The sequence below is a fragment of the Syntrophotalea carbinolica DSM 2380 genome, from assembly GCF_000012885.1.
GTDB lineage: Bacteria > Desulfobacterota > Desulfuromonadia > Desulfuromonadales > Syntrophotaleaceae > Syntrophotalea > Syntrophotalea carbinolica.
In genome coordinates this window covers 1311101-1332745 of the sequence record NC_007498.2, presented here as the reverse complement: position 1 = coordinate 1332745, position 21645 = coordinate 1311101, and the positions used below count along the sequence as shown (strand labels likewise).

Below are 21645 nucleotides of genomic sequence, written 5' to 3'. Positions count from 1 at the left end.
TGAAAAAAGGCACCGATAACTCCGGATCTATTTTATGAATTACCTTTTTGTTGTACCACGCGACAACTGCTTCGGTTTTTTAACGATACCACCCGGAGTAGTATATGTTGCAACAAGTTTAAAAGAAACCGGAAGGAATGTTTACGGCATTCACTTAAACTACGAATCCGACACAAAGGAATCACTCAAAAAAAAGATCATCGACAACAATATCGATGTTTTGTGCATCGGAGGACTGTCCGATCAATATAACGAGATTAAACGCACCATTGATCTCTCTAAACAAATAAAACCCGATCTAATTATTGTCGTCGGAGGTGGTTTAATTACGGCACAACCGACCTTGATAATGGAAAACATCGGTGCCGACTACGCCATTGTCGGCCAGGGGGAGATCACTATTTGCGAACTCGCGGAGGCCCTTGAAGGCAAAAAACCGATCCGCGATGTTGCCGGGATCGTGTATTTTGAAAACCAAGCACTTGTCTGCAATGAAAATCGCCCTGAAATCCGGGAACTGGACACGGTAACCAATCCGGATTATGACATTTTCCCCTATACCCAGGTGCCCAATGATCCGATAAATATCAATGGTGACTTCAAACGCACCGTCAATATAACGGCCAGCCGATCGTGCCCGTACAATTGTACTTTTTGCTATCACCCGAGTGGCACGACTTACCGACAGAGAAGCATTGAGAATATTTTCAGGGAAATCGATTTCTTATTATCAAAATATGACATCGAGCACCTTCTCATCATAGATGAACTATTTGCCATTGACGAAAACCGGGTTTCGGAGTTTTGCGAAGCAATTGCAAAATACGATGTTACCTTTTCAGTGCAACTGCGCGTTGATGGCATCGATGAAAATCTATTGCTTAAATTAAAAAATGCCGGATGCACTTCGATAAGTTACGGTCTCGAGAGTGCCGACAACTCCATCCTAAAAAGCATGAAAAAAGGCACCGATATCTCCCAAATCGAAAAGGCCCTGTCCTTAACCAGGAAAATCGGTTTTTTTATTCAGGGGTATTTCATATTTGGCGACATCGAAGAGACCATGGGGACGGTCAACACCACGATCAGGTGGTGGATGAAACACCTGGAGTACGGCATAAATTTGGCGATGATCAGGATTTTCCCAGGGAGTTATTTATACCAACATGCCATAGAGCAATCGATCATCACCGATCAAATGCAATATATCGAGAACGGATGTCCGCTCATCAATATATCGAAACTTACCGATCAAGAGTTTGCCGGATTGATAAAAAAATCACCTATCTTAATTCGGAATTTCTCGGTCTGACATCCGGCATAGAACTGGAATCCATGAACGACGATGGTTCCCATGCCATCTCGGTAGAGTGCATGGCCTGTGGGTCTAAGAACCAGTTTCCGAATGTTGCCTTTGAGTACAGAAATGTCAATTCCGCCAATTCTTTTTGCTGCAAAACATGTTTTCAAAAAATCAACGCACAGCCTTCTAAAATCATTTCGAAAAATACCTACAAACACCTATTAGACTCGTGTTTGGAAAAATATTTTTCAGACAAATTATCCGGCGGCAAAAAAGTTGCTATCTGGGGAGTAACGGAAAAGTCATTGGCCTTATTACTTGGGTCCAAAGCCCTCAGGGACCATGTTGTTTGTGTTGTTGACAGAGATTATGAAATAAAAAACAAAAAAGTTATGAATAAATTCGATGTCTTTCCTCCAACCAAGCTAGTCGATTTGGATTTCGATTACCTGATCATAGGAGCAGTCGGCTATGAAAAAGACATCCTTAACAACCTGAAAAGCATGAACGTGAATGTCGACGTTTTGGACATTTAGTTGTTTAACCATGAAATTATTCACATCATACAAAAAGGTCTTGTTATGAAGGTTGTCATTTTTGCCGGCGGGATGGGTACACGCATTGCCGAAGAATCTCATCTCCGGCCCAAGCCCATGATTGAAATCGGTGAAAAACCCATGCTCTGGCATATCATGAAAATCTTTGAAACCCAGGGTTTTAACGATTTTATCATCTGCCTCGGCTACAAAGGCCACAGCATAAAAGAATATTTTCTTAACTATTACGTCTATAACTCCGATGTAACTATTAACCTGCAAACAAATAGTTTTGAGGTTCACCGAACCAACTCAGAAAAATTCAGAGTAACCCTGGTGGATACAGGACTACAGACATTAACCGCCGGCAGACTCAAACGGGTACAGCACTATGTCGGCAATTCGGAGTTTCTTTTGACGTATGGAGACGGTCTGGCCGATATCGATCTCGGGCAACTTATCGACTTTCACCGGCAACACGGGAGACTGGCAACCGTCACCTCTGTACAACCGGCCGGCCGCTTCGGTTTACTCGGTCTCGAAAACGACAATCTGGTATCCAATTTCAAGGAAAAGCTCCCCGGCGACGGAGGTTGGATAAACGGTGGATTCTTCGTTCTTAAACCGGAAATTTTTTCCTACCTGCCGGAGAATGCCGACCATGTCATGTGGGAGGACTCCCTTGAAGAATTGGCCGACGACGCGCAACTGATGGCCTACAAACACCACGGTTTTTGGCAATGCATGGATGCATTGCGGGATAAGGAAATTCTTGAACAATTATGGAAATCGGGCAAAGCACAGTGGAAAATATGGGACTGATGCCGGGTTTTTGGTGCAATAAATCGGTATTCGTGACCGGGCATACGGGATTCAAGGGGTCCTGGCTCTCGCTCTGGCTGCAGCGATTGGAGGCGAAGGTCCACGGCTACGCCCTGGAGCCTCCGACCACCCCCAGCCTGTTTGAAACGGCCCGTGTAAAGGAAGGGATGCAATCCGTCCTGGGTGACATCCGCCATCTGTCGGATCTTCAACAGGCCATGCAAAAGGCCCGGCCTGAAATCGCATTTCACCTTGCGGCACAACCCTTGGTCCGTGCCTCCTACAGCACCCCCGCCGAAACCTTTGCCACCAACGTCATGGGGACGGTTCATTTTCTCGAAGCCGTCCGACATACGCCGTCGGTCCGGGTTGCCATCGTCGTTACCAGCGACAAGTGTTACGACAACCCCGAAACCCAAAGGGGTTTCCGCGAAACGGACCCGATGGGAGGCAAGGACCCCTACTCCGGCAGCAAAGGCTGTGCGGAACTGGCGACCGCCTCGTACCGCTCGTCGTTTTTCAACAACGACCGGGTTGCGATTGCCACCGTCCGGGCCGGAAACGTGATCGGCGGAGGCGATTGGGCCGCGGATCGGTTGATTCCCGATCTGGTCAGAGCGTTTACCCAAAACCGTCCTTTAGCTCTGCGTTTTCCGCAGGCGGTTCGTCCGTGGCAACATGTGCTGGAACCTTTACGTGGCTACCTGAAGCTTGCCGAACGCCTGTGGCATAAACCGGACGGTCTCGACAGGGGATGGAATTTCGGTCCGCGGTGTGAAGATGCCCGCCCCGTAGTCGATGTGGTTCGCACGGCGGCCCGTATCTGGGGAGATGGCGCACGTTGGACCGCCGACTCGGCTGCCTCTCCCGCCGAATCCCGCTACCTGTATCTCGACTGTTCCGGGGCCAGGGATCACCTGCACTGGACACCATCCATATCCCTGGATCGGGCTCTCGCCTGGACCCTTGATTGGTACCGCTGCCACGCGGAAGGCACAATCGATATGCGAGCCTTTACCGAAGATCAGATCACCTCGTACGAAGCCTTGGCCGTATCCGGCCCGGGATGTGATACATACGGAATGGGAGCCTGTTGTGCCTGATAAACGAGAGCAGCAATTGCGACAGAAAGCCATTGAAGCGGCTATCGACTATTGCCGACATGTCCACACTGCGCCAAAAAAACCGTTTGCCCCCGGGGACCGCATTCCTTACGGTGGTCGCATTTTCGACGAACAGGACATGGCCCATCTGGTCGATGCCTCCCTCGATTTCTGGCTGACCGCCGGCCGTTATGCCGACCGTTTTGAGGCGGCATTGGCCGATTTTCTGGGCGTTGACTATTGCTCCCTGACGAATTCGGGATCTTCGGCGAACCTGCTGGCCTTCATGGCCCTGACTTCTCCGACTCTGGGAGAACGGAGGATCAAACCCGGCGATGAAGTTATCACCGTAGCCGCCGGATTCCCCACCACGGTCACACCCATCCTTCAATACGGTGCCGTCCCCGTCTTCGTCGACGTTTCCCTGCCGACGTACAATATCGACGTCACCCGGTTGGATGCTGCCCTCTCCGGCCGAACCAGGGCCGTCATGGTGGCCCATACCCTGGGCAACCCCTTTGATCTTCAGGCCGTAAAAGCCTTCTGCGAAAATAACGATTTGTGGCTGATCGAAGACAATTGCGACGCCCTGGGATCCCGTTACCGGATCGGCGACACCTGGCATTATACCGGCACCGTCGGCCACTTAGGCACATCCAGCTTTTACCCGCCGCACCACATGACCACCGGTGAAGGTGGCGCGGTCTACACCAACGATCTGCGGTTAAAAAAGCTGGTCAATTCCTTCCGCGACTGGGGCCGCGACTGCTGGTGCGCCTCCGGGCATGACAATTCCTGCGAAAAGCGCTTTTCCCGGCAGTTCGGCGAACTTCCCTACGGATACGACCACAAGTATGTTTATTCGCATTTTGGGTACAACCTGAAACTTACGGACATGCAGGCAGCCATAGGCTGTTCCCAGTTGGAGAAGTTGCCTTCCTTCATCGTTGCGCGAAAGAACAATTGGCGCACCCTGAAAGCCGGGCTTGTCGCCATGCAGAAATGGTTTATCCTGCCCGAAACCACACAAAATTCGGATCCCGCCTGGTTCGGATTCCCCATCACGGTTAAATCCGGAGCCCCTTTTACAAGGGATCAAATCGTCGCAAAGCTCGAAGAAAACGGTATTCAAACCCGCATGCTGTTCGCCGGGAACCTGGTCAAACATCCCTGTTTTGACGACATGCGCCGTTCCGGTTCCGGATTCCGCATCATCGGGGATCTCGCTGTTACCGACCAAATCATGCATGACACGTTCTGGCTCGGTGTCTACCCCGGGCTCGACGACCGGATGCTCGGGCATATGATCCATGTCATCCAGAAATCCGGGGAATCCCTATGCAAGTAACCGTCAGAGAAACGCCGCTCAAAGGCTGCTACGAAATCCTGCCGGCGGTCCTGGGCGATGAACGCGGCTCCTTTATCAAAACATTTCATGCCCCCGCCTTTTCCCGGCACGGCCTCTGCACGGATTGGCGGGAAGAATATTTTTCCGTATCGCAACAGGGCGTACTGCGGGGATTGCATTTTCAAACCCCGCCCCATGATCACGCCAAGCTGGTCTACTGTGTCGGGGGTGCGGTGCTGGATGCGGTCGTCGATTTGCGCAGGGAATCGCCCGACTACGGCCAACATGCGACCATTGAACTGAATCCGGACAAGGCCAACATGCTGTACATCCCGGCAGGCATGGCACACGGGTTTTATGTCCTCCGCGGCCCGGCGACCATGATGTATAAAGTTTCGACGGTTTACAGCCCCGGACACGACAGGGGCATCCTCTGGAACTCCGCCGGCATACCATGGCCCGACGACAATCCGCTCATCTCCCCCAGAGACGCCGCATTTGAGGCTTTTTGCGATTTTGAATCACCTTTTTCCTGACAGGACTACCCGCATGAATGTACTGGTAACCGGAGCCACCGGCTTTATCGGCCGACATACCGTAACCCGCCTCCTGCAAAAGGGGCACCGGGTCACGGCCGTGGCGCGTGATGCGACCCGGGCCATGGAAATGCCATGGTTCGACCGGGTGCATTTCAAGGCCTGTGACATTCACCGTCCGGACACCGACCCGGATCTTTTCGGAATCCAGGATGCGGTCATGCATTTGGCATGGCCGGGGTTACCCGATTACAAATCCCTCGTTCACATGGAAGAGACACTGCCGGCCGACTACCGATTTCTGAAAAAAATGATCTGCAGCGGTATAAAAAACCTGGTCGTTACCGGCACCTGTTTTGAGTACGGAATGCAAAACGGCATGCTCGACGAAAATATGCCAACCTTTCCGGCAACGCCCTATGGATTGGCAAAAGACAGCCTGCGGAAATTCCTGCAAATGCTCCGGACCAGGCATCCCTTTGCCATGAAATGGGCGCGGCTGTTTTACACCTACGGCGAGGGGCAAAACCCCGGCAGCCTTCTGGCCCAGTTAAACAGCGCCCTCAATCGGGGCGACACCGTGTTTAACATGTCCGGCGGCGAGCAGTTGCGAGACTATCTGCCGGTAGAACGTATGGCCGACATCCTCGTGGAGCTTGTGGAAAACCCCGGACTGGACGGTATTGTGAATATCTGCAGCGGCCAACCGGTTTCGGTACGACGCCTGGTCGAGGATCATATCGCCCACCGCGACTCCCGGATGAAACTGAATGCCGGATATTACCCCTATCCGGATTACGAGCCGATGGCCTTCTGGGGGGATGACACCCGGTTGCGCCAATGGCTCACGGGGTGCGAACCGGTAAAAAGCGCATAACTTTAGACCCACGGACACTATGTTCCTTTGCCGCAAAAGACAGGATCTCTGATGCCAGACGCCGCCAAGCACAGCGACCTTCAGAACGCCCTGGAGGAGCTTTTCACCCCCTCTTTCGAAAAAAAGACCCCCTTCCATCCTCTTGCGGGAGCCTTTGCCTTCTACGGCGCCGGCGGACTGGGGAAGTTGGGGTATCAATTATTCGAGAAAATCGGCATAAAACCGACCTGTTTTCTGGATATGAATCGCGAATCATCGCAGCTTTATGGAATTCCCGTCCGGCACCCGGAAGATCTCCCGGCCGCGGATAAAGAGCCATTGACCGTCGTGATCAGTGTCGTCAACAACCCGGTGGCCCCGATCGCTGCATACCTGAAAAGCCTCGGCTATAGAAACATCCGGTATTTTTATGACGTTACCGAGGCATATCGTGAAGGAAACCTTATTTCAAATGGATGGTTTTACGGCGACCCGACACCGGAAGACAGGGAGAAAATCCCCCGCGTCTTTCATCGACTGGCGGATGATCGATCCCGCTGCGCCTATCTGCAAATGCTCTATTGGCGTTTAAAACGGGAAGAGAAAGTCTTCTGCGATTATCGCCCCGACCCGGGGACGAAATGGTACCCTCCGGACATCATCCCGCAGGGCTTCACCCCGGAGGTCATGCTCGATGGCGGCACCCACGACGGCAGCATTCTGCTCCGGCACATCGAGAAGGTCGGCACCCGGCTGGAAAAAATACTCGCCTTCGAACCGGACCCGGATAATTTCGATGCCCTGCGACGTGGCATCACGGAGTTACCGGGCGGCCGAAAAGATCACATCGAAATCCATCGCCTGGCTCTGGGCGAAAATAATGCGACCGTCCGGTTTGCGCCCCGCCGCGACCTTGCATCGTGCGTTACCGGCGACGGCGACATAGAGGTCCGGCAAATATCCATAGACTCGCTTAACCTCCGGCGGTTGGACCTGATCAAGCTGCATATCGAAGGCTCCGAATACCCGGCGGTGTGCGGGGGGATCGAAACCTTCCAGCGCTGCAGGCCGGCGATGGCCCTGACCATTTACCACAACACGGACGGTTTGTGGAAAATCCAGGAATTTCTTTTCCGGAACCTCGACAACTACCGTTTTTATATACGCCTGCACGCTTACTGCGGCATAGGCTGCATCCTGTATGCGGTACCCGGGGAATTATAAAGAAAGGGAAAGTGCTCCCGCGACGCCCCGGATAAAAACCTGTTCGTGACCCAGACACTCTTTCAGGATTTAAATACTCATGATGTCGAAAACACCCGAAATTGAAATTCCGGACTTTAAAAATCCGGCCAAGGTCGATGCCCGGCTCGAAAGCATTGTCAATGCCCTCGGTAACGCCAGCCAGATTGCCCTGGTCGTCGAGCCGAGTTCCCATTGCGATCTGCAGTGCTCCTTCTGTGCCGCCCACAGCCGGAAAGTCCGCCAAAATGTGTTCCACCCGGATACGGATAATAAAAAGCAGATGGGGCACATGACGCCTGCGACCTTCTCCGACATCGTCCATAAGCTGGAAGGGTTACCGAAACTGAAAATGCTATTCTTCCACGGCAATGGAGAACCCCTTCTGAATCCCCGGCTCGCCGACATGATCGGAGAGGCCAAGGCAGCAAACGTGGCGGAAAAAATGACCGTCGTTACCAACGGCACCTTGTTGACAGCCGGCCGCCTGCAATCCCTGATCGGAGCCGGAGTCGATATTTTCCGTGTTTCACTCGATTACATCACTCCCGAAAAATATAAAGAACATAAAGGAGTTGACTGTGTCGACAAGGTCATAAAAAACATCGAAGCGTGCATTGAGTACCTCGGGGAAAATGCACCTGACATTATCCTGAGCATCGATTGCAAAGAATGGATCGACGATAAGGACAACGTTGAGCCGCAGTTGATTTCCGCGCATTTCGGCCCGATGATCGCCGGCTATCCCAACATTTCCGTGCGGTGCACCAAAGAACATAACTGGATCGAGCAGGCCAACGGCGACGGTTCGACCTCTTTCAAAAGGTCCATGCCATGTGAACAGCCCTTTTACATGATGATGATCCACAGCGATGGCGATATCTCCATGTGCTGCGTCGATTCCAAAAAAGAATTGTTGTTGGACAACATCACAACGGTTGACCGCCTCGCCACCGTATTGAAATCGGACCGTCTTAAAACATGGCGGAAAATGCACCTCGAAGGCGATTTTACGAACTTGCCGGCATGCCGGCACTGCAACCTTTGCTCCAGTATCGAAAATCTCCTTTTCGAACAACGCCACATGTTATCCGCCCTGCTGTGATCGGACGCTATCAAACCGGGAGACATTGGATATGACAGACCAAACCGGGAAAGCTATCGCCCCCGCATCCGGGGGATCCCGACCGACGTCCCTATTGTTGGTCATATTTCCCTACACGGTGGAAAGCACCGCCAAAACCGCCCAGAAAGGGGTACGGAGTTTTTTGGCATTCCCCTACGGGGTGTTGACCCTTGCCTCCTATATCCGTTCGCACGCGAGCCACCCCGTCGATATTCATATTCTCGATCTCAATACCGTTCCCCTGTGCGATGCACCGGCCACCCTCCGGGAAGCCCTCGACCGCCACCGCCCGGATATCGTCGGCATGTCCCTGATGTTTGACGTTTCCTACAAGCATGTCGAACATACCGCGCGAGTTATCAAGACCTTCGATCCCTCCATCCTTCTGATTCTCGGCGGTGCCAGCGCGACTGCCTCCTACAACGAAATTCTGGAAGAACAGCCGGATATCGACGCGATTTGCTATGGCGAAGGTGAGTTGGCCATAACGACCCTGGTAGATGCCGCCGATCCATGGCGTGAAATCGAAAAAGATCCATGGGTTACGCGGGAGAGTCTGCATAAGGGTAAAAAGCCCTCGTCCCGCACCGTCGACAACCTGAATGAGGTTATCGATGTCGACTACGGACTTATCGATATCCAGGCCTACAGTATGAAGGAAGCTTTTTCACCTTTTGTGTCGGCACCGGAAAACGCAAAAGTTCAGCAATTTTTTCTCATTACCTCGCGGGGTTGCCCGTTTAAATGCGTGTTCTGTGCAGAACCGTCTTTTCACGGAAAATCGGTGCGGTATGCCGATGTTGACGCCATCATCGGCCACATCGACATGCTGGCATCCCGTTACGGGATGAATGTATTGACCATCTACGATGACCAGTTGCTACTGGACAAGCGCCGGGCGAAAGAATTGTTCCGGAGATTGGCTCCCTACAAATTACGCATCGAAATACCGAACGGCGTTACAGCCATCCTGATCGATGAAGAACTGGCCGGCTTGATGAAAAATGCCGGGGTGGACAGCATCTACCTCGCCATTGAATCCGGCTCGGAGTCCGTCCTCAAAAACATTATAAAAAAGCCGATCCGTCTGGACAAAATTCAACCCATCGTTAAATCCCTTCACGACGCGGAAATTTTCGTGCAGGCATTCTTCATCAACGGGTTTCCCGGGGAAACGGAACAGGACCGTCAAAAGACGCTCACATTTATTAAACAGGTTGGTATCGACTGGAGCCTTTTCAATTTCGCCTCCCCCCTGCGGGGGAGCGAGTTGTATAGAATTTGCAAGGAGAACGGTTGGATCGAGCAACGATTCCAAAAAATCGGGGATCTCGACATGACCGAATACGTCATCCGTGCCCCGGGTATCGATCCTTTACATATTGAAATGCAAACCTATCGGATGAATCTCGAGGTTAATTTCGTCAATAATTACAGGATGCGTATCGGCGATTTTGACACCGCCGCGCGTTGTTTTGAAGAAGTCATACGGCGCCATCCCCGCCATCCACTGGCCCATTACTATCTTGCTCGGGCGTTCGATGCTCAGGGGCATGACGTGCAACGCATCCGACACCACCGACAGATATACAACGATATCGTCGCGCAAGATCCCGACTGGTCGGAGCATATTGCGCATTTCGGGCTACCCCGGTCGGTGCCGGTTACCGGGGAATAAGGCAGACAGCAGACCCCGATACCGATTGTGTCAGGACAGACCGGTGGTCCTTGCGCGCCCGTGGCAGGGGCCATTAACAGACTAGATGGGAAGAGAATAGCAGACGCCATGAAAGCAGAAATCAAACCGCGGATCAACCGGGAAGAACGGACCCGGCTTGAAGAGGCCATCCCCCTGGAGACCCCCTTTGTCCTTTTTGTGGACCCTTCGAATATCTGCAATTTTCGCTGTAAGTTCTGTCCGAACGGCGATAAAAAACTGATACGAGAAACGGGAAGATGGCAAGGGACGATGGATCCCGAGCTGTTCCATAAACTCGTTGACGACCTCGGTGAATTCGACTCCCCCCTGAAAGTCCTGCGTCTTTACAAGGAAGGGGAACCGTTTTTAAACAAACACCTTGCCGACATGGTCGCCTATGCCAAAAAACGCGGCGTTGCCCGTTCGGTCGATACCACGACCAATGGATCGTTGCTAAATCTCGAAACCATTAAACCGGTGCTGGATGCCGGCATCGACCGGATCAATATCTCCGTCGACGGATTATCCGATGCGCAATTTCTCGAATTCACCGGCACCCGCGTCGACTTCGACACCTACGTAAACAACATCCGGCGGATCTACGAAATCAAGGGCGACTGCGAAATCTATATTAAAATCGTCGGCGACTATCTTTCCGTGGAGGAAAAGGAACGTTTTTTCAAGACTTTCGGGGATATTGCCGACAAAATATTCATCGAAAACATCGCCCCCTGTTGGCCCGATTTCGATGTGAAGGACCGCCTCGACCTGTCGATCAGCAAAGGCATCTACGATCAGCCGATAAGCGAAGTCTCTACCTGCCCCTATATTTTCTACTCGCTGTCGGTCAACTCCGATGGCACGGTCAGCCTGTGCTTTCTCGATTGGGCAAGAAAATTAATCGTAGGCGACATCCGGACCGAAAGTCTGAAGAGTATCTGGACCGGCGAAAAATTATTCGAACAGCGGAGTCTCCATCTTCTGGGAAAACGAAAAGAGCAGCCAATTTGCGCCGATTGCGGACAACTCACCCACTGTTTGCCGGACAATATCGATCCGTATGCCGAAATGCTCCTGAACAAACTCCGGGCGTCGCGACCATGAAAAACCTGATCCAAGTCCTCCATATTACCCCCCATCTCGGTGGCGGAGTCGGTAAAGCCCTCAGTGGCCTCGTGGAGCAAGCGGCCCAGGTGAAATCACCGGTGCATCATACCATCGCCTGTCTGGAAGAACCGGAAAAAAGGATTTTTGTCGACAGGGCAAAGGCCACCGGATGCGATGTGGTCATCGCGCCGGCCAAAAGGGAGTTGGCCACAATGGTTTCCGCGGCCGACATCGTACAACTCGAATGGTGGAATCATCCTGCCACCCTCCGGAGCCTGTGCAGCCAACCGTTTCCGCCGATGCGGTTACTCGTCTGGAGCCACGTGTCCGGTCTGCATACGCCGGTTACGCCCCCGGAATTATATCGCGCGGCGCACAGGTTCCTGTTTACCTCGCCCTGTTCCTACGAAGCCGGCCCGGTAAAAAATCTACCGGAGGAAGTAAGGAACCGCCTCGGCGTGGTGAATAGCTGCGGGGGGTTCTCCGGTTTCCCCGTAAAGGAGGAACCGGAGGGGTGCGATATAAAGGCGGGATATATCGGCAGTTTGAATTTCTCCAAACTCCACCCCCGTTACGTCGATTTCCTGGTGGCCATCAGGGAGCCTCATTTCACCGTAAAAATGATCGGCGACGAACTGAATAAGGACATCCTGCAACAACAGTGCGATCGAGCGGGACGCAGGGGACTATTGGATTTTTGCGGATTTAAAGAAAATGTCGTCGGCGAATTGATGTCGATCAATACCCTCATCTACCTGCTCAACCCCGAACATTACGGCACCACCGAAAATGCATTGTTGGAAACGATGGCCATGGGTATCGTCCCGATCGTTCTCAACAATCCCGCGGAACGTCATATCGTCGCCCCCATGAAAACGGGATTCATCATCGAATCTCCGCAGGAACTTGCCGACGCCATCGATTGGATAAAAAATAACCCCGCGCAATTTAAAGAAATGGGCAAGCGGGCTGCCATCACGACCCGAGAGCGGTTTTCCGGAAAAAAAATGGAGTCCTTGCTGACCGACCACTATCAGGAACTATTGGGCACCGACAAAGAAACCGTTTCCTTTATCGATATTTTCGGCAAAGAACCGCCCGATTGGTTCCTGTCGTGTCAAAAAACACCTCAAATCTTCGCAGAAGATACCATCGGCGAATCCATGTTAACGGACCTGTCGGTCCACGGTCTCATCGAAAAGACCAAGGGAACGGCACACCATTTCCATAAGTATTTTCCCGACAATAAAAAATTGATGCGATGGTCACATCGCCTTTCAGAAATTGCAAATGATGATAGCACACCATTTATTTAGCGTTTATCCAATTTAATAAAATGCAACAATTGCGCAAGGAGCATCCATGTTACACAAAAAAAACACCCCATTGGTTACCATTGCCATACCTAACTACAACATGGGGAAATATATTGGTGGGGCTATTGAAAGTGCACTATCACAAACCTTTACCGATTTTGAATTACTTATTGTAAACAACGTTTCAACCGATAATTCCTGGGACATTATCAAACACTATAAAAAAATGGATAGCAGGATTGTTGCCGTAAACCTGGATAGACATATACCTCTGCCGATAAAAAACTGGAATAAATGCCTCGATATTGCCCGTGGCAAATATATAGTATTTTTACATGCAGACGACATACTAAAACCGGATTTTTTAAAACTAAACCTTGAAGTTTTCGATTCAAATCCGGACTTAGGTTATGTCTTCGCCGAAAAGGAGTATATCGACGACCAAGGCAACGTCTATCCCAGCCATGTTTTTTATAAAGACAGTGGAATCATACCCGGCATGGAAGAAGCCAGGGTCAATCTCCTGGGTTGGCACACCGCACCCGTCCAAATGTTGATCAGGACGGAATGCATGCGCGAGGTCGGAGGATATGAGTTTTCCGATTGTCTCCCGGTCCTCTTACTCAATTTCGGTTGGGATGTCGGATACAGAAAAGAAATACTGGTTCAATACAGGAGGCACGAAGCTTCAGCCTCATCGATCAGCATCAAGGATAAAACCTTGATCCAGGTGCTGTATCTGACCAAAATGATGGCCTTGAACCTGTTCCTCCCCCCCGGGACAGAACGGCTCGAGGAACTTAAACCGGAAATCAAGAAAAACACGGCCATGGCCTGCCTCAAGGCTTATTGCATGGACGTGTTGGGTCGCAACGAAAACAGTCTGTGTCGCGAATACATGCACCTCGCCCGGGGCTTCTGGGAGGGAGTCTGCGACAACCCTCTCTATCAATTCCTCGAAAAAGCTTGCCTGAAATGCGACTGGACGCCGGAGGCCTTGAATAAAGCATGGTCCGCCATCGCCCCCCCCACGCCGGGAACAGCACCCCCGTATCCGCTTCCGGAGGGATCGCGGCCCTTTACGGCAAAAAACATCTCCCGACAGGCACCGGTCGATGCTATCATTCCGCCGATGCCATAAGGCATTTAACAACCGAAATCCCTTTTCGACGCAGCAAAGGATAAAACCTTGTACGCTTCCGCTCTGATCGCCACACTCATAAAGCACTTTGACAAAAGCCTGTACGTCTATCCCGGCGGCACCATCGCCCCTATTTTCCATGAATGCAAGGCCGCCGGGGTCGAATTGATCTGCACCAAGGCCGAGCAGGGAGCCGGTTACATGGCCATCGCCGACGCGATCACCGCTGACGGCCCCGGTTTCGTTGCCGTGACCAGCGGGCCCGGCGCCACCAACCTGATCACCTGTGTTGCGGATGCCTTTTACGACAGCATTCCCCTGGTGGTCTTTACCGGTCAGGTCGGCACCGCCGACCTGGGGCGGGCACCGGACCTGCGACAGCGCGGTTTTCAGGAAGTCCCCACCCCCCGCATGGTCGAACCGATCACCAAGGGTGTCTGGCAACCCGGAACCCCTGAGGAACTCGGCGATGCCCTGCTGGAGGGGACCCGTCTGGCCCTCGATGGCCGACCGGGACCGGTGGTGATCGATCTGCCCATGAACCTGCAAATGAGTGCCCTGGAAGAAGCCGACCGCCATGCCTTTGCCGCCCGGCTGGCGGACTTTTTTGCCGCCCCGGAACCGATTAGTCCCTGTCCGGAAGCTTTCCCGGCGGCGGTAACATCGGCCCTTTCCACCGCCCGGCGCCCGTTGCTGCTGGTCGGCGGCGGTGCTCCCGGCGCTGCCCCGCAACTGCGCCGGTTGGCCGAATCATGGAATCTGCCGGTCGTTTCGAGTATGCGCGGCATCGGGGTTTTGCCCACCGACCATCCGCTGAATGCCGGATGGATCGGCCATACCGGCATGCCCTGGGCCAACCGGGCCCTGTTCGAAGCCGACTGTCTGCTGGTCATCGGCAGCCGGCTGGATATAAGACAAACCGGCAATCAACTGGCGGCCTTTGCCGACAAGAAGATTTTCCAGGTCGATCTCGACGTCGCGGAATTGCAAAATGCACGGCTCGACAATGTGACCGGCGTGCACTGTTCAGCAGAAGCGTTTTTGGAGGCCTTTTTGCCCCTCGTGCCGCCCCCCTGCGACCGCGAAGAATGGTTGCAGCACATCCGAAACTACCGGGCAACCATGCCACTGTGCGACCACGGCAAGCAACAGGGAGTGGCCCCGGACGAGCTCTTAAGCTATATCGATCGGGCCACCAAAGAGAAGGTTACGACAGTCGTGACCGGGGTCGGTTCCCATCAGCAGTGGGCAGCACGGTATTTTTCCTTCGACTACCCCCGCAAGTGCCTGCTGACCTCCGCGGGCCACGGCACCATGGGATATGCCCTGCCGGTAGCCCTCGGCGCAGCCAAGGCTGATCCCGACCGACTGGTATTGTGCGTGGACGGCGACGGTTCTTTTCAACTGAACATCCAGGAATTGGCCCTGTCGGCGGAACTGAACCTGCCCATCAAAATCGTGCTATTGGACAACAGTCGACTCGGCATCGTTTCCCAGTTCCAGCGCATCACCTTCGCCGACGACCCGGTCACCGGGGATTTTTGCAATCCGGACTTCCGTGCCATTGCCGAAGCCTACGGCGTCCGGGCCTTCGACCTGGAGACCTTCGACCCGGCCGTGGTCGATGCCTTTTTGCAGACCGACGGACCGACTCTGCTCCATGCCCGGGTTCAGCATGATGCGCCCGTCTCCCCCATGTTGCTGGGCGGACAGACCCTGGACGGCATGTGGTATCAATGATCAACAATACTTTTGGCCGGTTGGCCCCGGAATACCGAAAGGGCCGCCGTAGTAAAGGGATGCATCCCGCATGACAAACAAAACGCCATCCGATCGGATCGTTTTCGTAACCGGGGCCAGCCGCGGTATCGGCAAAGCGATTGCCCGCCGCTTTTTGCGCGACGGTTACCCCGTTGCAGCATGTTACTGTTCCCACCCGGAAGGGGCGCACGAACTGGCGGCTGAATTCCCCGCGGCTCTGCCCGTGCAGGTCGACACCGGGGACCGGCAATCGATCCGCCGGGCATTGTACAACTGTACGGGGCATTTCGGTGGCCCGGTGGCGATCCTGGTCAACAACGGCGCCATCGCTCAGGAAAAACCCTTTTTGGACCTGATGGACGAAGACTGGGATCGCATGCTGGGCATCAATCTGCGCGGTCCTTTCGCCCTGGCCCAGGAGGTCCTGCCGGATATGCTCGACGCCGGCTGGGGCCGGATCATCAACCTGGTCTCCATCGGGGGGCAATGGGGCGGCATGAACCAGGTCCACTACGCCGTGGCCAAGGCCGGTTTAATCAATCTCACCCGCTCGCTGGCCAAATTGTATTCCCGCAAAGGGATTACCAGCAATGCCGTGTCTCCCGGCCTGGTAGCCACCGACATGACGGCTGCCGAACTCGCTTCGGAAGCAGGTCGGGACAAGGTCGACAGCATCCCCTCGGGACGCCTCGGCACCACCGGAGAAATCGCCGCCGCCGTAAGCTGGCTGGCTTCCGATGAAGCGGCCTACGTTACGGGCCAGACACTCAACCTAAACGGGGGAATGTATTTTGACTGAATATGCCGGAAAAACCCTGATGTTTGTCGGCGGCGGCATAGAAGCTCTGCCGGGCATCGAAAAAGCCCGCGACCTCGGTCTGCACGTGGTGGTCAGCGACATGAATCCGCAAGCACCGGGGCTGCAGGCGGCCGACGGGCGTTTGATCGCCAGCACCTACGACGTAGAGGCCACTCTTACCGAAGTCCGGCGCTATCACCGGGAAGTCCGGCCCATCGACGGTGTCATGTGTCTGGCCACCGATGTGCCGTTGACCGTCGCCGCGGTCGCCGCCGACCTCGGTTTGCCCGGCATCCCCGTCGAAGTTGCGGCCCGCGCCATGGACAAATTGGCCATGAAAGAAAAATTTGCCGCCGATGGCGTGGCTATCCCCTGGTTCAGTGCGGTGGAATCGGTAGAACACCTGCAAACCCTGGTGAAGGAACAGGGCTTGCCGCTGGTACTCAAACCGGTTGACAGCCGCGGCGGGCGCGGAGTGCAGCGTTTGACCCCGGAGGTGAATCTGGTTTCCGCCTATGAACGCGCCATCGTGCAATCGCCCGGCGGTCGGGTCATGGTCGAGCGGTACCTTCCGGGACCGCAGATCAGTACCGAAAGTATTGTACTGGAGGGCAGCTGTCATACGCCGGGTTTTGCCGATCGCAACTACGAATTTATTGATCGCTATGCGCCCCATTTCATTGAAAACGGCGGTACCATGCCGAGTTTTTTACCGAGCGAAACGCGTACAGCTGTACGCGACCTGGTACAAAAAGCGGCGGCCAGTCTCGGTGTAACCCGGGGCGTGGTCAAGGGCGACATCGTGGTCAGCGACGGAAAACCTTACGTTATCGAACTGGCGGCACGGCTTTCCGGCGGATGGTTCTGTACCCATGAGATCCCCCTCAACGTCGGCGTCGATCTGGTCCTCGCCATGATCCGCCTGTCTTTGGGGCTACCGGTAGACGGAAACGCCCTGCAGCCGCGATTCGAGCAGGGGGTGGCCCTGCGGTTGATTTTCCCGGAACCGGGGCGCGTCCTATCCATCGAGGGCGAGGATACGGCCCGGGCCTTGCCGGGCATATCCATGGTACGCCTGACCGCCTCTCCGGGTGACATCCTACGTCCCCCGACAGATTCCAACGCTTCGGCAGGATTGGTTATCGCCGTAGCAAAAGACCGTGAGGAGGCGATTCTCCGCGCCGAACAGGCGGTGAACGCCATCAACGTAACGACGGAGGCCGTATGAAGGTGTTGATGATTGCCGCCCATCCCGACGACGAGGTTCTCGGCGCCGGCGGGGCCATCGCCCGCCATGTGGAAGACGGTGACAGCGTCAGCATCCTGATCCTCGGCAGCGGTCTGTCTTCGCGTCTCGACGCCCCCGGACAACTGGACCCGCAGGCATTATCCGCCCTGCGCACCGAAGCTTCACGGGCCGCCGCAATTCTCGGCGTTACCGACCTGCGTTTGCGCGATTTTCCCGACAATCGCTTTGACCGCGTGGACCTCCTCGATATCGTCAAAGCCATCGAAACCGTCGCCGAAGAAATCATGCCGGAAGTGGTCTATACCCATCATCCCGACGATCTCAACGTCGACCACCGGCGCACGGCCATGGCCACCCTTACCGCATTCCGTCCGCTACCGGGCAGTACCGTACGGCGTATTTTGGCCATGGAAGTCCCCTCGGCCACCGGCTGGGGAGACCCTTCCCGGCCTTTTGCCCCGACCGTCTTTCTGGACATCGCCGCGGTACTGGACAAAAAGCTGGCCGCCATGGAGGCCTACGCAGGCGAACTTCGCCCCTTCCCCCATGCCCGCTCGCTGCCCTCTATGGAGGCCCGGGCAAAAGCCCATGGCAGCCAGGTCGGTCTCGAAGCCGCCGAACCCTTCGTTTTACTGCGTGAGATCCTGCCATGAAACCGGATATAAGCGGGCTGCGCATCGTCTATATCGGCGCGAGGATCGTCGGGCACCACTGTCTCAAAGCCTTGCTGGAGGCTGGTGCCCATATCGCCGGAGTCCTGTACCTTGATGAGTCGAAATCCGGCGTTACCGTAGCGCACTGTTCCTTCGACGACCTTATCCGCGACTACCGGCTCAACGCGCGCCCTTTCACCTCGCTGCACGATCCGGATATTCTCGTTTGGATGCGGGCCTGCCGGCCCGACGTCGGCATGGTCGTCGGCGTGTCCCAACTGGTAGGGGAAGCTTTGCTGGCCACCCCGCGACAGGGGTTCATCGGCATGCACCCGACCCTCCTTCCCGGAGGACGGGGACGCGCACCCATCCCCTGGACATTGATCAAGGGGCTGCAGCAAACCGGGGTCAGTTTATTCTGGTGCGACCCAGGAGCCGACACGGGCGACATATTGCTGCAGGAATCCCTGCCCGTTTACTACGAAGACACGGCCGGTGTCCTCGGGGCGCGAACCGATGATGTAGCTGCACAGCTACTGGTGAAAAGCTTGCCATTGCTGGCTTCGGGGCAACCGCCGCGTATCCCGCAGGATGACGCCAAAGCAACAGTCTGGCCGCGCCGCCGGCCGGAGGATGGCATTATCGACTGGGCCTGGCCCAAACGCCGGATCTACGACTGGGTACGGGCGTTAACCCGGCCGTACCCAGGCGCTTTCACCTACGCCGGAGATCGAAAACTTTTCATCTGGAGTTGCCGCGAATCCCTGGATGAGCGCAAAGCTGCCCCAGGTACCGTCATCGCCCTTTTGCCCGGGGGCATACTGGTGGCATGTGGAGAAGGAAATGTACTGCTTTCCGACCTGCAATGGGAAACCGGAGCCGCCTTTGCAACCGGAGATACGTCTATCGTTCCGGGTCAAATTCTGGGAGCCCTGCCATGAACAGGCTTTGCCTTTTCTCCATATATCACCTTAACCTGATGTTTTCTTCCATTGCGGAAGAACAGCGCCCAGAGGTCGTACGGCGGTGCTACTGGCCCCTGCTGCGCCTGATTCGCCGGTACGAGCTGCCCCTCGGCATCGAGGCTTCGGGCTACACCCTCGAAGCGATCCATGCCATCGATCCGGCATGGGTCGCCGAACTGCGCGATCTTTGCGAAAACGGGCCCGCGGAATTTATCGGCAGCGGTTATGCCCAGATCATCGGCCCCCTGGTACCGGCCGACGTCAATCGGGACAATCAGCGGTTGGGGCTGCAAACCTATAAAAAAATCCTGGGCTTCCAGCCGCAATTGGCGCTGGTCAACGAACAGGCCTACGCCGCCGGTCTGATCCCGATTTACCGTCAGGCAGGGTATCGCGCCATCGTTATGGAGTGGGACAACCCCGGCAGCAACCACCCCGACTGGGACCCTGATTGGCGCTACCTCCCCCAGCACGCCCTCGGGCCGGACGGCACCGCCTTGCCGGTGATCTGGAATAAATCGATCCCGTTTCAGAAATTTCAGCGCTACACCCACGGAGAAATCGAGTTGCCGGAATATCTCGATTTCCTGTCGTCCCATCGCAATGACGACCCGCGGACCTTTGCCCTTTACGGCAACGATGCCGAAATTTTCGATTTTCGCCCCGGGCGCTTTGACACCGAGGCCGAAATCGGAGAAAAAAGCGAATGGCTGCGCATAGCCCAACTATACAAAGCGCTGCTCTCCGATAACCGGTTTTCCCTGATCGGACCGCACAAGGTCCTGGATTTTCTGGAATGCCCCGGCGCAGGCAACCGACTGCGGCTTGAAACAGCGGCGCAACCGGTTCCGGTAAAAAAACAGGCCAAATACAACGTCGTGCGCTGGGGGCTCACCGGTCGCGACGACATGGCCCTCAATACCGCTTGCTGGCGTCTCTATCAGGCCATCGCCGACAACCCCGCCTGTACCGATGCCGACCGGCGGGAACTCTGCTACCTCTGGAGCAGCGATTTCCGTACGCACATCACTGCCGAGCGCTGGCAGAATATGCAATCCCGCTTGACCGCCCTGCAACAGCGCCTGGTACCGCCATGCCCGGCACATGTCCGTATTCCCTCCGGGAAAAAACCGCAACCATTCACAACAGGGCAGGAAGGTTCCTTTTTCATCATCGAAACCGCGACGCAAAAACTCCGCCTTAACCTGCGGCGCGGCATGGCCATCGACGGTTGGTGGAACAAACAACTATCCTCCGCCCCCCTCATCGGAACCCTGCCCCACGGTTATTTCGATGACATCCAGTTCGGCATGGACTATTACACCGGCCATTTTGTTCTGGAAGTCGCGGGCCGACACAAAATCACCGATCTCGTTGCGGTAGAGCCCCGGATAGAATACGGAAAGAAGAACATGATCCTGACGGCAGAGATCCCGACTCCCGTCGGGCCGGTGATCAAAACCATCCGTGTTGATGCCATCGAACCCCGCATAGAAATCGGTCATCATTTTCACTGGCCTGCATGCCCCCTTGGCACTTTGCGATTGGGGCACGTCACCCTTAATCCGGATGCCTTTGATGGATCCTCCCTGTTTTTCCGGAGCCATAACGGCGGCTACACGCCCGAGACCTTTTTGTTACACGGCGAACCGATCAACCACCTGACCCCGGTGTCGACTCTGGTGTCGGCCAACAATGCCCTCGGTATGACCTCGGGTCTGGCCGAACTCGGCGACCGCCTGAAGTGGATCCGGGTCCAAAGCGACAAAACCTCGGCGGCCCTGACCGGTCATATCGTCCATGCTCCCGTGAACCATCACTATCTGTATCGTCTTGCCCTGTCCGCCATGGAAATGGACGATACCGCCTGTCGCGTACGGGAACGCCATTGTTTTCATGATCGACGGATTTGCCTTACCATCACCTCAGGAAACTGAACCGCTCCCGTCTCCGCTCTCCGGTGTTTCAATCTCACGGGAATGGCCATGCCCGCCCGGGCACCGCAAATCGCGCCTTCTCCCCGCCATAGAAAAAATTCCTCCACATAAAAAAAAACCTAAAGTTTGTGCCGACCTTGCCGATA

General features: G+C 54.8%; 19 protein-coding genes. All 19 read left to right on the top strand.

Features of this window, described 5'->3' with window-relative positions:
* Positions 1-34 precede the first annotated feature (34 nt).
* Complete coding sequence (locus PCAR_RS06485) at positions 35-1312, top strand: B12-binding domain-containing radical SAM protein (protein ID WP_011340852.1); 1278 nt, start codon at positions 35-37, stop codon at positions 1310-1312.
* A gap of 23 nt (positions 1313-1335) precedes the next feature.
* Entirely contained in the window at positions 1336-1839 is a 504-nt protein-coding gene (locus PCAR_RS06480; RefSeq protein WP_011340851.1) for a hypothetical protein, read from the top strand.
* A 45-nt stretch (positions 1840-1884) separates the two neighbouring features.
* The gene (rfbF, locus tag PCAR_RS06475; RefSeq protein WP_011340850.1) at positions 1885-2661 is read left to right on the top strand and encodes a glucose-1-phosphate cytidylyltransferase; all 777 of its coding nucleotides are present in this window, start codon (positions 1885-1887) and stop codon (positions 2659-2661) included.
* A complete protein-coding gene (gene rfbG, locus PCAR_RS06470) occupies positions 2661-3764 on the top strand; it encodes a CDP-glucose 4,6-dehydratase (protein WP_011340849.1) in 1104 nt (367 codons plus the stop codon). The genes rfbF and rfbG overlap by 1 nt, the downstream gene beginning before the upstream one ends.
* The gene (rfbH, locus tag PCAR_RS06465) at positions 3757-5112 is read left to right on the top strand and encodes a lipopolysaccharide biosynthesis protein RfbH (RefSeq protein WP_011340848.1); all 1356 of its coding nucleotides are present in this window, start codon (positions 3757-3759) and stop codon (positions 5110-5112) included. The genes rfbG and rfbH overlap by 8 nt, the downstream gene beginning before the upstream one ends.
* On the top strand, positions 5103-5648 hold the full coding sequence (locus tag PCAR_RS06460; protein ID WP_011340847.1) for a dTDP-4-dehydrorhamnose 3,5-epimerase family protein: 546 nt from the start codon (positions 5103-5105) through the stop codon (positions 5646-5648). Before rfbH ends, PCAR_RS06460 begins: the two co-directional genes overlap by 10 nt.
* A 13-nt stretch (positions 5649-5661) precedes the next feature.
* Positions 5662-6525, top strand: coding sequence for an NAD-dependent epimerase/dehydratase family protein (locus tag PCAR_RS06455; RefSeq protein ID WP_011340846.1), 864 nt, complete (start codon positions 5662-5664; stop codon positions 6523-6525).
* A 51-nt stretch (positions 6526-6576) separates the two neighbouring features.
* Positions 6577-7728: an FkbM family methyltransferase gene (locus tag PCAR_RS06450; protein WP_011340845.1), complete on the top strand. Its 1152-nt coding sequence runs from the start codon at positions 6577-6579 to the stop codon at positions 7726-7728.
* A 79-nt stretch (positions 7729-7807) separates the two neighbouring features.
* Positions 7808-8851 (top strand): radical SAM/SPASM domain-containing protein, encoded by a 1044-nt coding sequence (locus PCAR_RS06445; RefSeq protein WP_011340844.1) that lies wholly within the window; start codon positions 7808-7810, stop codon positions 8849-8851.
* Positions 8852-8882: 31 nt separating this feature from the next.
* Entirely contained in the window at positions 8883-10550 is a 1668-nt protein-coding gene (locus tag PCAR_RS06440; RefSeq protein WP_011340843.1) for a B12-binding domain-containing radical SAM protein, read from the top strand.
* Positions 10551-10658: 108 nt separating this feature from the next.
* A complete protein-coding gene (locus tag PCAR_RS06435) occupies positions 10659-11675 on the top strand; it encodes a radical SAM protein (protein ID WP_011340842.1) in 1017 nt (338 codons plus the stop codon).
* On the top strand, positions 11672-12994 hold the full coding sequence (locus PCAR_RS06430; protein ID WP_011340841.1) for a glycosyltransferase: 1323 nt from the start codon (positions 11672-11674) through the stop codon (positions 12992-12994). The genes PCAR_RS06435 and PCAR_RS06430 overlap by 4 nt, the downstream gene beginning before the upstream one ends.
* A gap of 46 nt (positions 12995-13040) precedes the next feature.
* A complete protein-coding gene (locus tag PCAR_RS17730) occupies positions 13041-14135 on the top strand; it encodes a glycosyltransferase family 2 protein (RefSeq protein WP_011340840.1) in 1095 nt (364 codons plus the stop codon).
* A gap of 48 nt (positions 14136-14183) precedes the next feature.
* The gene (locus PCAR_RS06420) at positions 14184-15875 is read left to right on the top strand and encodes a thiamine pyrophosphate-binding protein (RefSeq protein WP_011340839.1); all 1692 of its coding nucleotides are present in this window, start codon (positions 14184-14186) and stop codon (positions 15873-15875) included.
* A gap of 70 nt (positions 15876-15945) precedes the next feature.
* Positions 15946-16695 (top strand): 3-oxoacyl-ACP reductase family protein, encoded by a 750-nt coding sequence (locus tag PCAR_RS06415; RefSeq protein ID WP_011340838.1) that lies wholly within the window; start codon positions 15946-15948, stop codon positions 16693-16695.
* The gene (locus tag PCAR_RS06410; protein WP_011340837.1) at positions 16688-17923 is read left to right on the top strand and encodes an ATP-grasp domain-containing protein; all 1236 of its coding nucleotides are present in this window, start codon (positions 16688-16690) and stop codon (positions 17921-17923) included. The genes PCAR_RS06415 and PCAR_RS06410 overlap by 8 nt, the downstream gene beginning before the upstream one ends.
* A complete protein-coding gene (locus PCAR_RS06405) occupies positions 17920-18597 on the top strand; it encodes a PIG-L deacetylase family protein (RefSeq protein ID WP_011340836.1) in 678 nt (225 codons plus the stop codon). The genes PCAR_RS06410 and PCAR_RS06405 overlap by 4 nt, the downstream gene beginning before the upstream one ends.
* Positions 18594-19538, top strand: coding sequence for a methionyl-tRNA formyltransferase (locus PCAR_RS06400; RefSeq protein WP_011340835.1), 945 nt, complete (start codon positions 18594-18596; stop codon positions 19536-19538). Before PCAR_RS06405 ends, PCAR_RS06400 begins: the two co-directional genes overlap by 4 nt.
* Complete coding sequence (locus tag PCAR_RS06395; RefSeq protein ID WP_011340834.1) at positions 19535-21499, top strand: glycoside hydrolase family 57; 1965 nt, start codon at positions 19535-19537, stop codon at positions 21497-21499. Before PCAR_RS06400 ends, PCAR_RS06395 begins: the two co-directional genes overlap by 4 nt.
* Positions 21500-21645 lie beyond the last annotated feature (146 nt).